At 72.4% G+C, this 18,247-nt stretch carries 11 protein-coding genes and 2 pseudogenes; all 13 read right to left on the bottom strand.

Annotated features, from left to right (window positions below):
• Positions 1-523: 523 nt before the first annotated feature.
• Positions 524-824, bottom strand: a pseudogene (locus tag ABZ714_RS07605) (bifunctional salicylyl-CoA 5-hydroxylase/oxidoreductase); the annotation flags it as partial.
• 17 nt (positions 825-841) lie between these two features.
• Positions 842-1,202, bottom strand: a pseudogene (locus tag ABZ714_RS07600) (enoyl-CoA hydratase-related protein); the annotation flags it as partial.
• A 118-nt stretch (positions 1,203-1,320) separates the two neighbouring features.
• Entirely contained in the window at positions 1,321-2,340 is a 1,020-nt protein-coding gene (gene argF / locus ABZ714_RS07595) for an ornithine carbamoyltransferase (protein WP_358824221.1), read from the bottom strand.
• A gap of 150 nt (positions 2,341-2,490) precedes the next feature.
• Positions 2,491-3,723, bottom strand: coding sequence for an arginine deiminase (locus ABZ714_RS07590; protein WP_358824220.1), 1,233 nt, complete (start codon positions 3,721-3,723; stop codon positions 2,491-2,493).
• Positions 3,724-3,859: 136 nt separating this feature from the next.
• Positions 3,860-6,490, bottom strand: coding sequence for a polynucleotide kinase-phosphatase (locus ABZ714_RS07585; RefSeq protein ID WP_358824219.1), 2,631 nt, complete (start codon positions 6,488-6,490; stop codon positions 3,860-3,862).
• Positions 6,487-7,992, bottom strand: a complete 1,506-nt coding sequence (locus ABZ714_RS07580; RefSeq protein WP_358824218.1) for a 3' terminal RNA ribose 2'-O-methyltransferase Hen1 — start codon at positions 7,990-7,992, stop codon at positions 6,487-6,489. The genes ABZ714_RS07585 and ABZ714_RS07580 overlap by 4 nt, the downstream gene beginning before the upstream one ends.
• A 178-nt stretch (positions 7,993-8,170) precedes the next feature.
• Entirely contained in the window at positions 8,171-9,178 is a 1,008-nt protein-coding gene (mmuM, locus tag ABZ714_RS07575) for a homocysteine S-methyltransferase (RefSeq protein WP_358824217.1), read from the bottom strand.
• Between the two features lie 5 nt (positions 9,179-9,183).
• A complete protein-coding gene (locus ABZ714_RS07570) occupies positions 9,184-10,107 on the bottom strand; it encodes an LLM class F420-dependent oxidoreductase (RefSeq protein ID WP_358824216.1) in 924 nt (307 codons plus the stop codon).
• A gap of 440 nt (positions 10,108-10,547) precedes the next feature.
• Positions 10,548-11,348 (bottom strand): DUF6099 family protein, encoded by an 801-nt coding sequence (locus ABZ714_RS07565; protein WP_358824215.1) that lies wholly within the window; start codon positions 11,346-11,348, stop codon positions 10,548-10,550.
• Between the two features lie 343 nt (positions 11,349-11,691).
• On the bottom strand, positions 11,692-11,979 hold the full coding sequence (locus ABZ714_RS07560; RefSeq protein WP_358824271.1) for a nucleotide pyrophosphohydrolase: 288 nt from the start codon (positions 11,977-11,979) through the stop codon (positions 11,692-11,694).
• 113 nt (positions 11,980-12,092) lie between these two features.
• On the bottom strand, positions 12,093-13,184 hold the full coding sequence (locus tag ABZ714_RS07555) for an ATP-binding protein (RefSeq protein ID WP_358824270.1): 1,092 nt from the start codon (positions 13,182-13,184) through the stop codon (positions 12,093-12,095).
• Between the two features lie 332 nt (positions 13,185-13,516).
• Positions 13,517-13,936, bottom strand: coding sequence for a cell division protein SepF (locus ABZ714_RS07550; RefSeq protein WP_358824214.1), 420 nt, complete (start codon positions 13,934-13,936; stop codon positions 13,517-13,519).
• A 268-nt stretch (positions 13,937-14,204) separates the two neighbouring features.
• Positions 14,205-18,149 (bottom strand): BTAD domain-containing putative transcriptional regulator, encoded by a 3,945-nt coding sequence (locus ABZ714_RS07545; RefSeq protein WP_358824213.1) that lies wholly within the window; start codon positions 18,147-18,149, stop codon positions 14,205-14,207.
• Between the last annotated feature and the right edge of the window lie 98 nt (positions 18,150-18,247).

Here is an 18,247-nt window from a genome sequence, read left to right as displayed (position 1 = left end):
CCGACGACGAGCATCATCCCGTTCGCATCACCCGGAGTGACGGATCACTCCGCCACTCGCTACCGAGAGTATGCCTCCCCGGACCGATCCGAACCCCCGTTGGCGAGTTGTCGCCACCCCTTGTCGCCACCCCGGACCCGAGACCCGGGAGGCAGCCGTCCGCCCGGCCCCGGAACGCCGACCACCGGTCCCCGGGCCGTACCGCCGTCCCGGCTCAGCCCGGCGGCGAGGCCCCGGCCGAGGGGATCGGCCGGGGCCGAGGCATATCCGTACGCCCCATCTGCGGGCGCCTGCTGCCCGCCCGCTACGGCGCGGGCCAGGGCGCGCGTCCCGCTGTAGCCCTGCTCGGCGGCGTGCAGGGTCCACTGCGGGTCGTACAGACGGGCCCGGCCAAAGGGTCGGTCCGCGCAGCCGGAACGGGGTGGACATCGGCGGCGTCCCGGTCGACGGCGGCGGTGAACGGCTCGTCCCGCAGCCGCAGATTGTCATGGGTGACCCGGTGGCTACGGGTCAGCAGACGGACGGCGAAGTCGGCGGCCAGCCAGCGGTAGCGGCAGCGATAGGTGACGATCATCGGCCGGTGGACCTCCCGGCTTGCCGCGCGGGTGGCGCTCCCGACGCCGACGGCGGCGATCACCAGATCATGGCCCGCCGCGCGTTCACCGGCGGGCGGCACGGGGGCGGGAAGCGGAGCCGTATGCCGAGGTCCTCGCAGCGCCGTGCGGGATGGCAAGCAGCCGATGGCGGCCCAGGGCCGCGAAGCCATGCCCTCCGGAGCTGAGGATCCGGCCGCGGTGGCCGATCTCTATGGTGTCCCAGCGGACGGCGAGGGCGGCGCGGGGACGGCGGCGATCACGGAGAACGGGCACTCCCGGATGGCGCGTACGGTCTGGCCGGTCATCCGGTTGAAGTCGAGCAGTTCGGCGGTGTCCATGGCGAGCGTGGCGCCGATGATCTCGTCGACGTCTCCGCCCGAGCAGAAGCCGCGTCCCTCGCCGCCGAGCACCCAGCGCCCGCACGGACCGCTCCCGGGAGAGCTGGGCGAGCAGATCACGGAGATCGGCGTAGGCGCCGAAGGTGAGGGCGTTGAGCTTCCGGGGTCTGGCGAGGGTGACCGTCGCGAGCCCGTCTTCGACGGTGAGGGCGAGATGGCGCCATTCGTCGTCATCGGTATGGCGTACGGATCCGGTGAAGGGGCTCATGGAGCGGGGCCTCCTCCGGCGGCGGGGGTTGCCGCCCGCCTCTGCCTCCTCCCGAAGTCATCCCCGGTCCGCGACTTCCGTCACGAGTACGCGATAGACCGGATCCGTACCGCCCGGATCACCCCCGGGCCGTCTCCTGACCGGCGAGGGTCGCCACCAGTACGGCCTTGATGGTGTGCAGCCGGTTCTCCGCCTCGTCGAAGACGACGGAGTGAGCCGACTCGAAGACTTCGTCCGTCACCTCCAGCTCGGTCAGCCCGTAGGCGTCGTGGATCTCCCGCGCCACCGAGGTCTCCAGGTCGTGGAACGCGGGGAGGCAGTGCAGGAATTTGACGTCCGGATTGCCGGTGGCCCGCAGTACGTCCATGGTGACGGCGTACGGCCCCAGGGACTTGATCCGCTCCTCCCAGACCTCCTTGGGCTCCCCCATCGACACCCAGACGTCGGTGGCGACGAAATCCGCACCCCGGACGCCTTCCGCCACGTCCTCGGTGAGCGTGATCCGCGCCCCGCTGGTCTCGGCCAGCTCCCGGGCCCGGTCCCGTACGCCCTCGGCGGGCCAGTACTCCCGGGGCGCCACGATCCGGACGTCCATCCCCAGCAGGGCGCCGGTGATCAGATAGGAGTTGCCCATATTGAACCGGGCGTCCCCGAGATAGGCGAAGGCGATCCCGGTCAGCGGCTTCTGGCTCCGCTCCACCATCGTGAGCACATCGGCGAGCATCTGCGTGGGGTGCCAGTCGTCGGTGAGTCCGTTGTAGACCGGGACCCCGGCATGGGCCGCCAGCTCCTCCGCCGTCGACTGCGCGTCACCCCGGAACTCGATGGCGTCGAACATCCGGCCGAGCACCCGCGCGGTGTCCTTCGCCGACTCCTTACGGCCGATATGCGAGCCCGACGGGTCGATGTACGTCGTGGACGCGCCCTGGTCGGCCGCGGCGACCTCGAAGGCGCACCGGGTCCTGGTCGACGGTTTCTCGAAGATCAGCGCGATATTCTTCCCGGTCAGCAGCCGCTCCTCGGCACCCGCCCGCTTGGCCGCCTTGAGCCGGGCCGCGAGGTCGACGAGTCCGCGGAACTCGTCGGCGGTGAAGTCCAGCTCCTTGAGGAAGTGGCGGCCTTCGAGATGTATCGCCATGGGTGCTCCTGGGACGGCGGACGAGGGGCGAACGGAACGCGGCGCGCGACCTCGTCGCGCGCCCCGCCCCGACCGCCGTTGGAATTTCATGCGGTGTTCCGTATCACTATACAGAGTGCCCTTCGACCGCCTCCGGCAAACCCCGGAAGATCACACGGCCTCCCGTTCGACGGGGCAGCTCATACACCGCGGGCCGCCCCTCCCCCGCCCCAGCTCGCTCCCCGGGATCTCGATCACTTCGATGCCCTCCCGGCGCAGATGGGTGTTGGTGGTCGCGTTCCGCTCATAGGCCACCACCACCCCCGGCTCCACCGCGAGCACATTGCAGCCGTCGTCCCACTGCTCCCGCTCGGCCGCGTGCACGTCCTGGGTGGCGGTGAGCACCCGGATGTCCGTCAGCCCGAGCGCCGCGGCGATCGCGCTGTGCATCTGCTCCGGCGGATGGTCGCTGACCTTGAGCGCCTGCGGCCCCCCGGCTGGTTCGATCGTGTACGAGCGGAGCATGCCGAGGCCCGCGTACTGGGTGAAGGTGTCCCGGTCGACCATGGTCATCACGGTGTCGAGATGCATGAAGGCCCGGCGCTTGGGCATGTCGAGGGCGACGATGGTCCGGGCCGACCCGGCCGCGAACAGCCCCCGTGCCAGCATCTCCACCGCCTGCGGCGTGGTCCGCTCGCTCATCCCGATCAGCACGGCCCCGTTCCCGATGACCAGGACGTCCCCGCCCTCGATGGTGGAGGGATAGTCGCTCTGCCCCTGCGACCAGTGGTGGAACGATCCGGCCCCGGGCCCGGTGAAGAGGGGGTGGTGCCGGTAGATCGCCTCGAAGTGCACCGTCTCACGGCGCCGGGCGGGCCAGCGCATGGCGTTGATCGACACCCCGTCGTAGATCCAGGCGGAGGTGTCGCGGGTGAAGAGGTGGTTGGGCAGCGGATCGAGCAGGAAGTCGTCCAGGTCCATCGCGTGGAACCGGACGGACGTCGGCTCCGGGTGCCCGGCGAGGAACTCCCGTTTGGTCATCCCGCCGATCAGGGCCTCCACCAGACCGGGGGTGGCCATCTCGTCGAAGACGGCCCGCAGATGGCCGGTGGCCAGCGGGCCGTACTCCTTCTCGTCGAAGACCCGGTCGAGGACGAGCGCCCGCGCGTCGGGGATCTCCAGCGTTTCGCGCAGCAGATCACCGAAGAGATGGACCTCGACACCCCGGTCGCGCAGGACGTCCGCGAAGCCGTCGTGCTCGGCCCGGGCGCGGCGCACCCAGAGCACGTCGTCGAAGAGAAGGGCGTCCTTGTTGCTGGGGGTGAGCCGTTTCAGCTCCAGATCGGGCCGGTGCAGGATGACCCGGCGCAGCCGCCCGGTCTCGGAGTCGACATGGAATCCCATGGTCCCATCCTCACCGCCCGGGCCGTCTTTCACCCGGTGGACGCCGGTAACTTCCGCCTCACCGCCGAGGCCGGGCAGGTGGACGGGGGCGGTACGGCGCGCTCGCGTCGTACCGCCCCGGTCCGGTGCGGCCGGTTCAGAGCCTCGGGTCCACCGGCTCCGATTCCAGCGCCAGTACCGCGAACACGGCCTCGTGAATCCGCCACAGCGGCTCGTCGCCGCCGAGCCGGTCGAGCGCCTCGACACCGAGGCCGTACTCCCGGAGCGCGAGGGACCGCTTGTGGTTGAGGAATCGCTTCCGCAGCTGTTCCAGATGGACCGGACGCGTGTACTCCGGACCGTAGATGATCCGCAGGTACTCCCGTCCCCTGACCTTGATCCCGGGCTGGACCAGCGCCCCCTTCGGGGTGCGTCCGAGCGGCTGGAGCGGTTTGACCACCATGCCCTCGCCGCCGCGCCCGGTCATCTCCTGCCACCAGTCGGTCCCGGCGCGTACGGACTCCTCGTCGCCGGTGTCGACCACGAGCCTGCGGGTGACCTGGAGCAGCCCCGTGGGGTCGTGCTCCACCAGCCGGTCGATCAGCCTGAGCTGTTCGTCGTGGGGCGTGCCCGCGAGGGACCGTCCCCGGGCGGCGAGGATCTGGAACGGCGCCAGCCGTACGCCCTCCAGTCCGTCCGTCGGCCAGCAGTAGCGGCGGTACGCGTCGACGAAGGCAGCGGCGTCGACGGCTCGCTCCCGCTGGGCGGTGAGCAGTCCGCCGATGTCGACTCCCCTTCCGGCGGCGGCCTCCAGGGCACCCGTGACCTGCGGGAAGACGGCTCCGGCTGCGGCGCCGACGGCCGCGTACTGGTTGCGCAGCAGTCCGGACGCCTTCAGCGACCAGGGCATCAGCTCGGCGTCCAGCAGCAGCCAGTCGGTGTCGAGTTCGTCCCAGAGCCCGGCGGCGGTCACGGCCGACCGCAGCCGGTCGAGTATCCGCTCGGTGAAGGACTCGTCGGAGAAGAACGGCCGTCCGGTACGGGTGTAGAGCGCCCCGGTCGGGCCGCCGGTGCCGTCCGGGGCACCGACGCCGAACCGTTCGTACGCCGCCGCGGCGTCCCGGCAGACCAGGGCGACGGCCCGGGAGCCCATGTGCTTCTCCTGGCAGACGACCCGGTCCACACCGTCATCGCGGTACTGCGCGAACGCCTCGGCCGGGTGCTCCAGATAGCCCTCGGCCGTCGAGGTCGCGGTGGGTGCCATGGTGGGCGGCAGGTAGACCAGCAGCCGGGGGTCGACCGCGAACCGGCTCATCACCTCCAGGGCCGCCGCCGCGTTCTCCTCCCGGACCCCGACCCGGGCCATATGGGTGGTCTCGACGACCCGGCGTCCCTGGACGTCGGTCAGGTCGAGGGGCCGTCCCTCACGGGCTCCGGGGGCCTCGGTGAGCAGCGGCTTGACCGGTTCGTACCAGACCTTCTCGGCCGGGACGTCCACCAGCTCGCGTTCGGGCCAGCGCAGGGCGGTCATCTTGCCGCCGAAGACCACTCCGGTGTCGAGGCAGATGGTGTTGTTGATCCAGGAGGTGTTGGGCACGGGGGTGTGGCCGTAGACCACGGCGGCGCGGCCCCGGTAGTCCTCGGCCCAGGGGTAGCGGACGGGCAGGCCGAACTCGTCGGTCTCGCCGGTGGTGTCACCGTAGAGCGCGTGCGAGCGGACCCGGCCGGAGTTGCGGCCGTGGTACTTCTCCGGCAGACCGGCGTGGCAGACCACCAGGTCGCCGCCGTCGAGCACATAGTGGCTGACCAGTCCGTCGATGAACTCCCGCACCCGCTCCCGGAAGTCGGGGTCCTTCTCGTCCTCCCGCTCCAGCTGTTCGACGGTCTCGGCGAGGCCGTGGGTGATCTGGACGTTCCGTCCCTTGAGATAACGGCCGAGCTTGTTCTCGTGGTTCCCGGGGACGCAGAGGGCGTTCCCGGCGGCGACCATGGACATCACCAGCCGCAGTACGCCGGGGCTGTCGGGCCCCCGGTCCACCAGGTCGCCGACGAAGACCGCGGTCCGGCCGTCCGGGTGCGCCCCGTTCTCGTAGCCGAGTTCCGCCAGCAGGGTCTCCAGTTCGGAGCGGCAGCCGTGGATGTCGCCGATGATGTCGAAGGGACCGGTGAGGTGGCGGAGGTCGTTGTAGCGGCGTTCGAGAACGACTTCGGCCGTGTCGACCTCGGCGACGTCCCGCAGGATGTGCACCTTGCGGAAGCCCTCGCGTTCGAGTCCGCGCAGGGAGCGGCGCAGTTCGGCCCGGTGGCGCTTGATGACCCGGCGGGGCATTCCGGCCCGGTCGGGGCGGACTGAGTTCCGCTCGGCGCAGACCTCCTCGGGCAGATCGAGGACGATCGCGATGGGCAGGACGTCGTACTCACGGGCCAGCCGGACGAGCTGCTTGCGGCCCTCCGCCTGGACGTTGGTGGCGTCGACGACGGTCAGCCGTCCGGCGGCCAGCCGCTTGCCCGCGATGTAGTGGAGGACGTCGAAGGCGTCCTTGCTGGCCGACTGGTCGTTCTCGTCGTCGGCGACCAGCCCGCGGCAGAAGTCCGACGAGACGATCTCGGTGGGCTTGAAGTGGCGGCGGGCGAAGGTGGACTTGCCGGAGCCGCTGGCGCCGATGAGGACGACGAGGGAGAGGTCCGTGACCGGCAGGCGCCGCCCGCCGGGGGTGCCGGTCAGGGGCTGGTCGCCGCCGTCCGGGGTGTCGACACTGCCGGTGGTTCCGTTCTCGTGGGTGGTCATGCGGCCTTCGCCTCCTTCTCGGTGCTGTCGTTCGCCGTGTCCGGTGCGGTGTCCGGTGCGGTGTCGGTCCGGGTGAAGACCGCCATCTGGGTGGGCGGTCCGACCTCGGGGTCGTCGGGGCCGACGGGGAGGTAGGCGACGGTGTAGCCGGCCCGTTCGGCGACCGTGTCCGCCCAGTTCCGGAACTCCTCCCGGGTCCATTCGAAGCGGTGGTCCCCGTGGCGTACGTGGCCGGCCGGAAGGGATTCCCAGCGGACGTTGTACTCGGCGTTCGGGGTGGTGACGATCACCGTCGCGGGCCGGGCCGCGCGGAAGACCGCGTACTCCAGGGCGGGCAGCCTCGGCAGATCGAGATGTTCGACGACCTCGCTCAGCACGGCGGCGTCATAGCCGGTGAGCCGCTTGTCGGTGTAGGTGAGGGCGCCCTGGACCAGCTGGACGCGGCCGGCCTGCCGCTCGCCCAGCCGGTCGAGCCGCAGCCGCCTGGCGGCGATGGTCAGCGCCCGGACGGAGACGTCGACACCGACGATCTCGGTGAAGCGGACGTCCTTGAGCAGCGCCTGGACCAGCTGGCCCTGTCCGCAGCCGAGGTCGAGGACCCGGCTCGCCCCGCTGTCGCGCAGGACCGCCAGGATGGCCTCCCGCCGCTGTTCGGCGAGCGGAACCGGCCGCTCCTCGGTATCGGTCGTCTCGTCCACCGCGTTGTCGACGTCCTCGACGTCCAGCAGGTCCGCCTCGGCCAGCCGGACCAGTTCGAGCCGTTCGGTGGCCTGCCGGGTCAGACTCCAGCGGCGGGAGAGATAGCGGCTGGTGATGAGCTTGCGTTCGGGGTGGTCGGCGAGCCAGCCCTCTCCGGCCCGGATGAGCTTGTCGACCTCGTCCGGGGCGACCCAGTAGTGCTTGGCGTCGTCGAGGACCGGCAGCAGGACGTAGAGCTGGCGGAGCGCGTCGGCGAGCCGCAGTTCGCCCTCCAGGGCCAGCCGGACATAACGCGAATCGCCCCACTCGGGGAACTCCTCGTCCAGCGGCACCGGAACGGCCTCGACGGACGTCCAGCCGAGCGGCCCGAACAACGCGTTCACCAGGTCGGGCCCGCCCCGGGCGGGCAGGGCCGGCACCTCGATCCGCAGCGGCATCGGCTGCCCGGCCAGTCCGGGCCTGGCCTGGCAGTCCCCGCGCAGGGCGCTGCGGAAGACGGTGCTCAGCGCGACGGAGAGCAGGGAGGAGGCCGCGTAAGGGCGGTCGTTGACGTACTGCGCGAGAGCGGCGTCGGGCGCGCCGCCGCGCCCTTTATCCTTGCCCCGGCGCACCAGGGCCACCGGGTCCACCTCCAGCAGGAGGGCGGCGGTGCACAGTTCGGCGGAGGCCTCGGGATAGAAGACATGGGCCCGCCCGTGCGCGGTCGTGAACGACTGCGCCTTGTCGGGATGCTTGTGCAGCAGAAAGCCCAGGTCGGTCGCGGGGCGCTCGGCGGTGCCGGTGGTACGGATCGTCAGGAACACCTGACCGATTATGGCGGGTTCTCCCCGATCCGGGTGCGTAATATCCGGGCGCCGCCGTACGGCGGAGGGCCGGGAGCGCCGCGGAACCGGGCCGTCCGGCGCCGGACGAAACCCAGTCGAGCGGCGGCGGACGCCGTAACCGTCCGGAAGCCCGGACCGACTTCGACGGGGCGAGTGTTCAGTTCCGTACGGATCCGGCGCCGGGCGTCGCTCCGGGACCGCCGCCGAATTCACCACCGGACCCGCCACCCGGATCGGCACCGGGCGGAGCGCCGGGCCGGGAGTGATCCGCGACGGCCGACGCGATCCCGGCGACGACCCCCGGGCCGACCCGGCAGCAGCCGCCGACCAGCCGGGCGCCCGCACCGAGCCAGTCGCCCACCCGCCCGGAGTCGTAGCGGACGGGGCCGGTCCACCGTCGCCGTCGTTCGTCCCATCCCTCCCCGCTGTTGGGGTAGGCCACGACCGGTTTGCCCGTCACCTCCACCGCCAGGGCCACAGCGGGTCCGGTTTCAGCCGGTTCGCAGCAGTTCACCCCGACGGCGATCACCTGGTCCAGACCGCGGACGAGTTCGAACGCGGCTCCCAGCTCCTGTCCCGCGCGGGTCCGTTCACCGCGAATGGTGTACGAGAGCCAGAGCGGCAACCCGCAGCCTTCGGCGGCCCTCAGCAACGCCTCCGCCTCGTCCGCGTCGGGCACGGTCTCCAGCGCCAGGACATCGGGCCCCGCGGCGGCCAGGGCCTCGATCCTGGGCCGGTGGAACCGCTCCAGTTCGCGAACCGGGAGCCCGTACCGCCCCCGGTACTCGCCGCCGTCCGCCAGCACGGCTCCGTACGGCCCGACCGAGGCGGCGACCCAGGTCTCCGCACCGGCCTCGTCGGCGGCGGCCCGGGCGAGGGCGACGCTCCTGGCGAACAGCCCCTCGGCCGCCGCCCGGTCCGCGCCGCGCCGGGCGAACCCCTCGAACGACGCCTGATAGCTCGCCGTGATCAGCACCCGCGCCCCCGCCGCCGTATAGGCCCGGTGCGCGGCCTCGATCACCCCGGGGTCGTCCGCCAGCAGCCGGGCCGACCACAGCTCCCCGGAGAGATCGTGCCCCCGCTCCTCCAGCAGGGTCGCCAGCCCGCCGTCGAGCACGAGGGCGCCCCGGGCGAGCGCGTCGGCGAGCGGGCGACCGGGGCGCACGGTCGTCAGCCCAGCTGGGACTGGACCTGGGCCGAGATCAGCTCCAGATGGTCGAGGTCGGAGAGGTCCAGCATTTGGAGGTAGATCCGGGACGAGCCCACGGCCGCGTACCGCCCGATCTTGTCGACGACCTCGGCGGGCGATCCGGCGAGACCGTTGGTCCTCAGCTCGTCGACCTCGCGGCCGATGGCCGCCGCCCGCCGCGCCACCTCGGCGTCGTCCCGGCCGACGCAGACCACCAGCGCGTTGGAGTACACCAGGTCGTCGGGGCGGCGACCGTGGGCCTCGGCGGCCGCCCGGACCCGGCCGAACTGCCGCTCGGTGTCCTCGACGGAGGCGAAGGGGATATTGAACTCGTCCGCGTAACGGGCGGCCAGCCTGGGGGTACGGGTCGCCCCGTGGCCGCCGATCAGGACCGGCACCCGGCCCTGGGCGGGCTTGGGCAGGGCGGGCGAGTCCGTGAGCCGGTAGTGCGCGCCCTCGTGGGAGAACGTCTCTCCGGCGGGCGTGGACCACAGGCCCGTGACGATCGCCAGCTGCTCCTCCAGCCGGGCGAACTTCTCCTTGGGGAACGGGATGCCGTAGGCCCGGTGCTCCTCCTCGAACCACCCGGCGCCGAGCCCCAGCTCGATCCGGCCCCCCGACATCTGGTCGACCTGGGCGACCTGGATCGCCAGCACGCCCGGGAGCCGGAAGGTGCCCGCCGTCATCAACGTGCCCAGCCGGATCCGGCTGGTCTCCCGCGCCAGCCCGGCAAGGGTGATCCAGGCGTCGGTCGGCCCCGGCAGCCCGTCGGCCGATCCCATGGCGAGATAGTGGTCCGAGCGGAAGAAGGCGTCGAAGCCGAGGTCCTCGGTGGCCTTGGCGACGGTCAGAAGGGTGTCGTAGCTCGCGCCCTGCTGGGGTTCGGTGAAGATGCGCAGATCCATGGCACCATCCTGCACCCCCGGCACCGGCCGGAACCCGTCGGCCTCGCCCGTCCCACCTGCGCGGCGGCAGGAATCCGCCGGTCCGGTCGATCCCGGACCGCCGGGACCACGCCCGCCACGCCCGCCACGCCCGCCACAGTACGACCGGACGCCGGGGTTCCGGGCGACCGCCGCCGGGGCCGTCCGACGCCGAGCCCAGGGCCGTCGAACCCCGGGCCGCCGACCCACCGACCACCGGGGACCCGGTTGAAGGGCACCCGCCGGAAAGTCACCCATCGGGAGACCATCCGCCGGAGCACCATCCGCCGGAAGACCACCGGCCCTCGGGCACCGCTCCGGAGCAGCCACGGCGGCCGGGCTCGCGGGGACGCGTCGGCCCCGTGCAGGTCTTCCAGGAAGAGGCCGACCGGGCGGTCCGCCGAGGCCCCGGGGCCACCGGGTCATGAGGCACCCGCCGCAGAGTCCACCGCACCCGGGAAACCCAGCGCCCCATCGGTGTCCGACGCCCCGTCCGGTGGGCTCTCCGACCGCCCGGGGGTTCGGGGCCGCCGCCCCGTCGCACCGGTGGACCGGCCGGAACGCGGCGGCAGCGGCACATGGGACGTCACCGCGCCACCCGTCCGGGGCCGCGCCCCCGGCACGGGCCCCGGCGGCAACGCCGGACCCGGACCGACTGCGGAAACGGCTCCGGGACCCGCAGCGGGTCCGGCGGCCGGACCGGACGCGCCCGCAGACGGACCCGCCCGCTCCCCGACACCACCGGGCGGCCTGCGCAGATCCCGTCCGGCCAGATCACCGGCCGCGAGTCTGCGGAGCATCGTCCGCACCCGGTCACCCGCCTCGTCGGCGGCGTCCATCGCCTCGATGCAGTGCCAGTACAGCCCTTCTTCCTCCGTGGCGCACGCGACGCCGACCAGGGCGATACCCACATCCGCGAGCAACGCGCCCAGCGCGATCAGCGCCTCTCGGGGGTCCTCGACATCCGTCAGCCGGGCGGCCCTGATCTCGCCCTTCACCGGTTCGAAGCCGCCGGAGCGGTCCAGATCACCCGAGCCGGGGCCCCCGGTCTCGGCGAGCGCCCGCGCGTCTCTGCTCAGTTCGGGCGGTCCGATCGCCACCAGCCGCGCGCCGATCGTCTGCGCCAACAACTGCGCCTGCCACGCCTCGACCACCACCTCGGAAAGCGCCCTGCTCCGCGCCAGGGCGTGCCGACTCATATCGATGAGTCGCTCCGCGTCCATGTACGCCGCCCCCGATCGTACGACTGTCTGCCCACAGTGTCATTACCCAGCGTGAAGGGCTTTGAGTCAAAAAGCCAGGGGAAAACGGAAATCTGTGGACAGGAAGCCGGATGTTAACAACTCACTAACTCCGGAGAGTGACGAAAGCATGATCCAGAAGACCGGATACCAGGATCCCCATCACCCTCAACTCCCCCCAAAAGCCCCGGAAAGCCTGATCCTCCCGGCCACCGGCCATCAACCGGTTTTCCCGCGGCCCTCGACGGCGACCCACGGAGGCGACCGGTACGGAGCGGGCGGCGGACACGCGGGCCCGGCCTTGAGGCAGCCGGGCCCGGCTGCCTCAAGGCCGCGGAAACCGGCGCTCGTTGCGGTCGATCTTCTCCGAGAGCGCCGTCAGCGGATCGACACCCACCACCGCGCAGAACTGCAGCAGATAGGCGAGGACGTCCGCGACCTCGTCCCGTACCCGGTGCGCCGTCCCGTCGTCCGCCATCACCCGCGCCGACTGCTCCGGTGTCAGCCACTGGAAGATCTCGACCAGTTCGGCCGCCTCCACACTCAGCGCCACGGCCAGGTTCTTGGGTGTGTGGTACGGCCCCCAATCGCGCGCCTCGGCGAACTCCACCAGTCTGCGCTGAAGCGCCCCTACATCGAGCCCTGGCCCGCCACCCCTTCCCGTACCGCCGTCGGGGCCGTCGCCCGCCCGGTGTTCCGTACCGCCCGCCGTATCGTTCTGTCCCGTCACGACACCAGGTCTACCACCGACACCCCGTCCAGCCCGCGCGCGAACGAGGCGTCGCACACCGAACCCACCAGCCGTACGTGCCCCCGCTTGGCCGTCTCGGCGGCCAGCGCCACCAGCTCCCGCGACTGCCGGGCGTCGAGCCCCCGGTCGAAGCCGTCCGCGAGCACGGTCAGCGACTGGTACGCGTCCGGGATCTCCGCCGCCCGGTCCATCGCCAGCACCCCCGGGCCGGTCAGCAGGACCAGCGCCAGGGCGAGAAACCGCAACTCGCCCTCGCCCAGCCGCTCCACCGGTGTCGCCGGGCGACCCGGCCCCCGCCGCACCAGCGCCCTCAGCTTTCCGTCGGCCAACTCCTCGACCGCCAGCTCCGCCACCTCGCCCGCGCACCCCGTCCGGGCCGCCGCGGTCAGCCGGGCGTACCGCCGGACACACTGGTCCCGGGTCCGGTGCAGAACCTCGGCCAGATTTCCGCAGTTCCGCCGGAGCCGCCCGTCGCCCGCCATCACGGGCCGCCGCATCCCACGCGGCTGCGGATCGCAGGCGAAGACCGAGCGGAGCGCCACGACGACCTGCTCGGCGGCGGCCAGCACCAGCCGCTGCCCCTCCGTCTTGCCCGCCACCCGCAGCGGCAGCAACGCGGTGCCGAGCCGGTCGTCGGGCAGCGGGGCCCGGGTCACCGGTACCGACCCGGCCGTCAGCCACTCCGCCTGGACGGCGGGCCGTTCGGGATCGCGCAGCGCCGTACTGAGCAGGGTCCGTCCGTCGACGGTCAGCCGCTCCCCGACGATCCGCAGGGCAGGCTCGGCCTGGACCGCCAGATCGAGCCGGACGGCTCCGGCCGGGCCGTCGACCGTACAGCCGATCCGGAAGCCCCGGCGCCCCTGCGCGTCGGCGTCGGCCCACTCCGGTACGCAGCCGAGGGGATCCGGGAAGACCTCACCGAGACCGGCGCCGCCGGCAAGCGCGCCCAGCGCCTCGTACGCCTGTAAGACAGTCGACTTGCCACTGCCGCTGGCGCCCGCGAACAGGGTCAGCGGAGTCAGCCGGAAGGAGGCGCTCCGATGCGTTCTGAAGGCCGAGAGCCGCATCTCGGTGACGGTGGGCCGGAGCGCCGTGTGGCCGGGGGCGGCGACGACCGGGTGGGAGGGGGCCCCGGCGGGGCGGGAAGGGGGCACGGTGGCCTGCGGCACGTTCTCGTCCATGGGCCGGACGGTACGCAGCCCCGTCGGCGGCGAACCGTTTTGCCGCGAAGACCTTCCTACGAACGGGCGACCCGGGAAACGAACCCGGGGCACCCGCCGCCGTACGGACCCCGAGCCGTCCCGGGCGACCGGGAGGGCTCGACGACCCGCCGCGCCGACGGGCCGGAGGGCCGACAGGCCCACGGATCCACAGGGCTATCGAACTACGGGTCTACGGGTCATGATCGCGGCAGCGGAGTCGTGAAGGTGCCCGTGGCCGCCTCCGCGATCCCGTCGACCTCCGTACCGACCGGGGTCAGCAGAAAGACATTCCGGTCGACCCGGTGCATTCCACAGCCGAGCCCGAAGACGACACCACTGCTGAAGTCGAGGATCCGCTTCGCCACGTCCGTATCGGCGCTCGTGAGATCGAGGAGGACCGGGATCCCGGCGATCAGATACTCGGCCACCTCCCGGGCGTCCGCGAAGATCTGGACCCGCAGCACGATGAACCGCCGCTGTCTCGCGGCGGCGTAGTCCTGGGGAACGGTGCGGTGATCGACCCGCGACGGCCATTCGTCGCGGCCCCGCAACGGAACGACCTGCGCGAGTCCCTCCCACTGCTCGTCGGTGACGTCGTACCTTTCGTACCTGCTCATGGCCCTATCCTCCCGCCCCTCACCCGTTCGGCCCAAACGCGACACGGGTGCGCCGCGCAACTATCGCCGCCGCCCCGGACCCGGCGGGAAACCGGCCGAAGCCATCCGAACCGCCCGGTTCAGCCGAACCAGCCCGAAACCAGGCGGAGTTGTCCGGCCTCCGGGCCCGGCCCCCGGCTCCGGACGCGCCCGGAGCCGTAACGCTCCCGTCAGTTCCGCCCCGGTCCGAGAACCGTACCCACCGCCACTGACAACGACCCGTCGCCGCTCAGTTCGGCAGACACAGCTCGGCATAGCCGTCCTCCGACGGCAGTCCTTCCATGGGCCGTCCGAAGGGCGAGTGCAGCGGCCGGTAGCCCGTACTGGCGTAGATGCCCTCCGCCAGCCGCCCCGCGCGCGCCGCCGACCCCGTATCCCCGCACGCCGCCTGCGACAGCGCGATCACCGCCTGGGCCTGCCCTTCCTGGAGCCGTAGTTGCGACTCCTTGGCGAGCCCCAGGGCCGACGCCGCGTATCCCAGCGCCTCCAGCGGCCGGTACATCCGGGCCGCGCAGACCCCGAGCCCGAGCAGGGCCATCGTGCGGCCCTTGAGATAGCCGATGGACTCGGCGGTGTCCCGGGCGAGCCGGAAGTGCTCGAAGGCCCGCTCGTACTGGCCGAGCTGATAGCGGGCGTGCCCCATCGCGATCATCGCGTCCATCCGCAGCCGGGGCCGTCCCGAGCGTCTGCTGAGCCGGCAGGCCGTCAACGCGGCCCGCAGCGCGCCGGGCCCGTCCCCGGCCTCGGCTCCGATCAGGGCGAGCACACTGAGGACCTCCGCCTCGCCGGGCAGATTGCCGATGGCCTGGAAGCCCCGCCGGGACGTCATGGCCAGCTCCTGGGCGGTGACCAGCAACCCCAGATCGAGGGAGATCGTCGCCAGTGTGCAGCTGATCCGCGACGGGCTGTCGGGGGCGCCGATCTTGCGGGACAGGGCGAGCGCCCGGCGGCAGAGCCGTTCCGCCTCCCGCAGCCGTCCCATGCCGTGCAGCACCTCGCCCAGGCCGAGGAACGGCTGGGACGGGCTGCGGCGCAGCCTGCGGTTGATCGCGATGGACCGGCCGTAGTACTCGGCGGCCTGGCTCAGCCGGCCGAGGTCGCCGGAGACCCCGGCCAGATTGGAGAGCGCCACGGACTCGGCCACGCTCCACCCGGCGCTCCTGGCCAGCTCGATGGCCCGCTCGAAGTGGTTGCGGCTCCGCTCCAGATCGCCCTTGGTGAAGCTGACGAGGCCCAGGCTCTGCTGGGCCGCGGCCTGTCCCTTGACGTCCCCGGCCTCACGGGCGGTGCGCAGGGCGACCGTGGCGACGGCGACCCAGGAGTCGGTGTGGCGGCGGAGCCAGAAGTAGCCGCGCAGGATGTCGGCGATGATCCAGACGCTGGGGTCGGGCCCCGAGTCCGCACCCGTACGGTCCGGGATACCGCCGTACTCCGGCACCGGCTCCGCGAACGGTCCCGGACCCGCCCCGGGACCCGACCGGGACCCGGACCCGGTGCCCGCACAGGCACCGGTACCGGTACTGGCACCGGTCTCGGCCCCGAAGCCCGCACCGGCCCCGGCCTGCGCTCCGGAGCCGCCCCCGAACCCGGCGGGCCCTCGCCCGCCCGGGCCCGTCGTGCCACCGGATTCCCCGGCCGGAAGCGGTGCCTCCGCCTCGATCAGCCGTACCAGGTCCGCGTGTTCCGCGTCGAACCAGTCGGCCGCCCGCTGCGGATCGTCGAAGACGGCCGGAGCCGCGCCCGCCGCCACCGGGGCCACTTCCAGCCGGAGCATCTGCGGATAGAGACATCGGGCCGCCGAATCCGCGGACGCGGCGTACCAGCGCAGCAGTCGGCGGCGCGCCTCCCGCTGAGAGGGAACCGGATCCCCTGCTTCCGCCAGAAGTCTGGCGTACCACCAGATCAGATCGTGCAGCCGTAGCCGGTCCCGGCCGATCCGCTCCACCAGGTGCTCGGCGAAGAGCCGGTCGAGGATTCCGCTCGCGGCCGGTACGGAGCGCCCCAGCAGCGCGGCGACGGCGGGCACGGTCGTCGCGGGCCCGGGCAGCATCCCCAGCGTACGGAAGGCGTCCCGGGCGTCCGGATCGAGCCGGCGGTACGACAGTTCGAACGTCCGGCGCACCGCCGAGTCCGGATCCCCCGCCACCGCCAGCGTCTCCAGCGGATTGCCGGACCGCAGCTCACGCACGTGATGGGCGATCAGACTGTCCGGGTGCAGGGCGAGATTGGCCGCGGCGATCCGCAGTGCCAGCGGACTCCGTCCGCAGATGGCGACCAGGTCGGTCATGGCCTCGGGCTCCCGGTCGGCCCTGCGCGCCCCCACGACGCTGCGGACCAGCGCCTTGGCGTCGTCCGACGCCAGCGGGCGCAGCGGCAGCATGGACGCGCCGTGGGTGACGATCAGCGACCCCAGCCGGTTGCGGCTGGTGACCAGGGCGAGGCATCCGGTGTCGTACGGCAGCAGTTGTCGTACCTGATCGGCTGATTCCGCATTGTCCAGCACGATGAGGACCCGGCGGCCCGCGAGGGTGCTCTGGTACAGCTCGGCCATCTCGGCGAGCTCATGCGGAATGTTCTGGTACGCGATGCCCAGGGCCCGCAGCAGTCCGGAGAGCGCCTCCTTGGGGCGCATCGGGCTCTCGTCGCTGTGGCCGCGCAGATCCAGGAAGAGCTGGCCGTCGGGGAAGGCGTCCCGGGAACCACGGCACCACTGAAGTGCCAGTGCCGTCTTTCCGCTGCCCGCGGGTCCGACGATCATCAGTACCCCGGAGCCGCCCCGCGCCTCCTCCACCAGCCGTCCCAGCTGGGCCAGTTCCTTGGCCCGGCCGATGAAGGCGCCGGTCCGGGAGTGGCGCTGGACCGACTCGGCCTCGGCTCGTACGGACTCCGCGTCGCACTCGTCATGGGCGCGCGCGTGGTCGTGGCCGTTTCCGGCGACCCGGCCGTGACCATGGTGATGACCGTGGTCGTGGCCCTGGCCGGGTCCGGGTCCGGCGGGAGGGGCGGTGACGGCTCCGGGCGCACGGCGCTGCCCCGGCACGGCCGGGGGTACCTGCCCGCGGCCGGCGTCGTGGTCCCGTTCGCAGATATGCGCGGCCGGTGGGGCCCCGTCCGCCGGTCCGCCGACGGCCCCCGGACCCGGGCCGGGCTGACCGCCCCGGGCTCCGGGCCCGGCACCGGCCCGCAGCCCGCTTCCGCCGGGAAACGGCCCGTCCGGCGCCTCCCCCGCGTCGGCCGGCACCGCTCCGACCCTGGGGCCCCGTTCCGCGACGACCCGGCCGTCGTAGCCCTGCCACCGTCCGCCGGAACCCCCCGCACGGGGGCTGGGGACAGCCCCCAGGAACCAGCCGGACCGGCCGGACGCGTCGCCCCGGCTCCGTTCCGTCCGGGGGACCACCGCGTCGTCCAGCAGCAGCGGATCGGCCCGCAGGATCATGTTCTGCACCTGCTGGAGATCGGCGCCGGGGTCGAGGCCGAGGTCCTCGGCGAGCCGGGTACGGGTCTCGTTGTAGACCTCCAGCGCCTCGCCCCGGTGGTCGGCGCGGTAGAGGGCGATCATGCGGAGCATGGCGAGCCGCTCGTGGTGGGGGTGTTCGGCGGTGGCCCGGGCCAGCTCCTCCAGGACCAGCTCACGGCGCCCCAGCAGCAGCCGGGTCTCCGCCCGCTGGGTGACCGCGGAGATGTACGACTCCTCGAACCCGGCGCCCAGCCGGCGTACCAGGCCCTCGGGAGCGGTGCCCGCGAGCACCGGACCGCCCCAGTCGGCGAGCGCCTGGTCGAGCAGGCGGAGCCGCTCCTCCAGGTTCTCGGCCCGCTCGGCCCGCAGCAGGGACGAACGGAACCGGTGCAGGTCGACGGCGCTGGGATCGCCCTCGATCTGATAGCCGTCGCCGGACTTCACCAGTGCGAATCCGTAGTGTTCGGCGTCCTCGGCCGTGAACCGGCCGCGGAGCCGGGAGACATGGACCTGGAGACTGCCCCGCGCGCTGGACGGCGGCTGCCCCTCGTCCCAAAGCAGACTGATCAGTCTGTTTGCCGGGACCACCCGTCCGACGTCGAGCAGCAACAGGCCGAGCAGCAGCCGTTCACGGCGCCGCCCGATGCGCAATGATGCTCCCCTGGCGGTCCATTCCAGGCCACCGAGGATGCGGAACCTCATTCCCCCATCGGTCATGTCGTGAATCCTCCGCAATCAGCCTGCTCCGTGGCAAGCGCTTGGCAACCAGTTGGCCAGGCTCTGGCCGGAGGGCTCTGAGAGATTTGCCATCTGCT

Source organism: Streptomyces sp. NPDC006798 (assembly GCF_040635975.1).
GTDB lineage: Bacteria > Actinomycetota > Actinomycetes > Streptomycetales > Streptomycetaceae > Streptomyces.
Note: the sequence above shows the minus strand (reverse complement) of the source record. Positions and strands in the feature narration are given on the sequence as shown.

Bases quoted from the DNA above. Each gene is read 5' to 3' on its own strand.
- ABZ714_RS07545 (WP_358824213.1), bottom strand. From the start codon at position 18,149: ATGACCGATGGGGGAATGAGGTTCCGCATCCTCGGTGGCCTGGAATGG.
- ABZ714_RS07550 (WP_358824214.1), bottom strand. From the start codon at position 13,936: ATGAGCAGGTACGAAAGGTACGACGTCACCGACGAGCAGTGGGAGGGA.
- ABZ714_RS07585 (WP_358824219.1), bottom strand. From the start codon at position 6,490: ATGACCACCCACGAGAACGGAACCACCGGCAGTGTCGACACCCCGGAC.
- ABZ714_RS07565 (WP_358824215.1), bottom strand. From the start codon at position 11,348: ATGGACGCGGAGCGACTCATCGATATGAGTCGGCACGCCCTGGCGCGG.
- ABZ714_RS07590 (WP_358824220.1), bottom strand. From the start codon at position 3,723: ATGGGATTCCATGTCGACTCCGAGACCGGGCGGCTGCGCCGGGTCATC.
- ABZ714_RS07555 (WP_358824270.1), bottom strand. From the start codon at position 13,184: ATGCGGCTCTCGGCCTTCAGAACGCATCGGAGCGCCTCCTTCCGGCTG.
- argF (WP_358824221.1), bottom strand. From the start codon at position 2,340: ATGGCGATACATCTCGAAGGCCGCCACTTCCTCAAGGAGCTGGACTTC.
- ABZ714_RS07570 (WP_358824216.1), bottom strand. From the start codon at position 10,107: ATGGATCTGCGCATCTTCACCGAACCCCAGCAGGGCGCGAGCTACGAC.